This is a genomic window from Pseudomonas sp. PA-1-6B, from assembly GCF_021609545.1.
Classification (GTDB): domain Bacteria; phylum Pseudomonadota; class Gammaproteobacteria; order Pseudomonadales; family Pseudomonadaceae; genus Aquipseudomonas; species Aquipseudomonas fluorescens_BV.
This window is the reverse complement of the sequence record NZ_WJZM01000121.1, coordinates 1-1,776: the sequence shown is the minus strand read 5'-3', so window position 1 is coordinate 1,776 and position 1,776 is coordinate 1. Positions and strand designations below refer to the sequence as shown.

Sequence of the window (1,776 nt, the reverse complement as noted above, 5' to 3'; positions counted from 1 at the left end):
TAATATCGAACGTGGCTTTGCCCGTCGCTACCCCATTCTTGGCCGGGATCACCGGAGAACCCGCTCCGGCCGTGCCCACCATCGTCACCTTGATGCTGTCTGTGGTGTACATCGGTGTGTACTCCACGGACACCGTGGCGCCGTTTTGTGCATTCAACGGCGCCAGGGTAACTGAGGTACCCGTCCCCGTGGCCTGGATCAACTTGGGAACAGGGAATTCTGCCGGGAGTGTATTGACGGTGTACTCCACCACCGGAAAGCTGATCGCCTCGGCTTCAACCTTGCTAAGACTGACGGCGGCTTTGAATTCCATGCTCAATTTTGTGCCATGGCCCAACCCATCGAGGTAAGTGCGCAACAGGCGATATTCATAACGGCCTTGGGCAACCCAGTTCGGATTGACATACGAGCTGTTGATATTGAACAGCGTCAGATCATGAGCAACATTAGCGGCTGTTCTACCAAAAAACTTCAACGAGACCGGATAAGGGGCGGTGATAAACGGCCAGGTGCCGACATGCGCCATCGCGTTGCCGACGAAGCTATCCAGGTCCAGCACCTTTGTCGCACTATTGGCCTCGTTGAGCCTGATGACCGTCTTGGCCAGCTCCGATTGCGGTATCGGCCTCACGGTCACCGTCAAGGTTGCCGACGTGACCGAGACACCCGCACGGGTTACCACGTATTGGTATTTCACCGTGGTGGCCTGGTCACGAATATTCGCCGCTATCGCCGCCCTGGAAATATCGAACACCACCTTCTGCAAGGTCTCATTGCCTGGCTTGGCCGGGATATCCGGCGAACCGCCATTGCCGGCGCCTACCATGCTGGCTTTGATCGAGTCGCCGTTGCGCATGCCCACGTAGCTCACCACCAATTGGGTGCCCTGTTGCACCTTAAGGGGTTCCAGGTCGGCGGTGTCGGGGCCGGTGGTTTGCGCTTCAAGCAAGGTCGGCGACGGCAGTTCGCCCACGCCACGGCTGATCAGCACCTCAGTGATCTGTGAGTAACGCGGCATCGCCTCATCAGCGCGTGTCAGCGTATAGAACACCGTCACCGACTCATCCAGGTTGTTCTCCACATAGTATTTTTCGATGTCGTGGGTGGTGGTGGCGCCATTCACGGCCACTTGCACTGGCACTTCGGTGCGGGCGCCCCGGCCAAGCCAGTACATGCGGATCCAGTCGCCGCGCAGTGTTTCGCCAAACGGTGCAAACACGGTGGCGTAGGTATCTACATAATCCGGATTCAACTGGCCGCTGACCGCCTTGTCGACAATCGGCTTGGGCATCGTACGCTTGATCTGACCCACCACGATCTGCAACCGCAGGGACTCCTGCGGGCGGCCGTCGGGCCGGGTGTGGGCATAAAACACGTCGGTCAGGTGGCCGTCAAAACGCAGCAGTTCCTCGCGGTATATCGTAAACAACAAATCCCCACCGGCCGTGGGCGGAATATCGTCGACTTCGCGGCCGATGCGATGCTCGATGGTGTTATCGGCGCTGCTGACCCGGAAGATGACTTCGATATAACCGTCCTTCGGCCAGCTCCCTTGAAGGGGGAAGCGTACGGTCGCGTTGACATCCGGCTCGATATGGCCGCCCAGGTCCTCGTCTATCGTCGGTGCCGGCCACCTGACGACTTGCCCAACGACGTCCAGATAGAGCTTTTCGGAAGGCTGTTGCACCGCGCCATTCTGATACAGGGCATGCACACTCGCGCGGCCTTCGGCAATCGCGCTCACCAGCGCGTTGGGAACCTCAAAGGTATAAAGGC

1 protein-coding gene is annotated in these 1,776 nt (G+C 58.8%); it reads right to left on the bottom strand.

What is annotated here, in order from left to right; all coding sequences use genetic code 11:
- Positions 1-1,776 (bottom strand): hypothetical protein (locus GIV35_RS27170; RefSeq protein ID WP_236489196.1); only part of this gene is annotated, 1,776 nt, incomplete at both ends.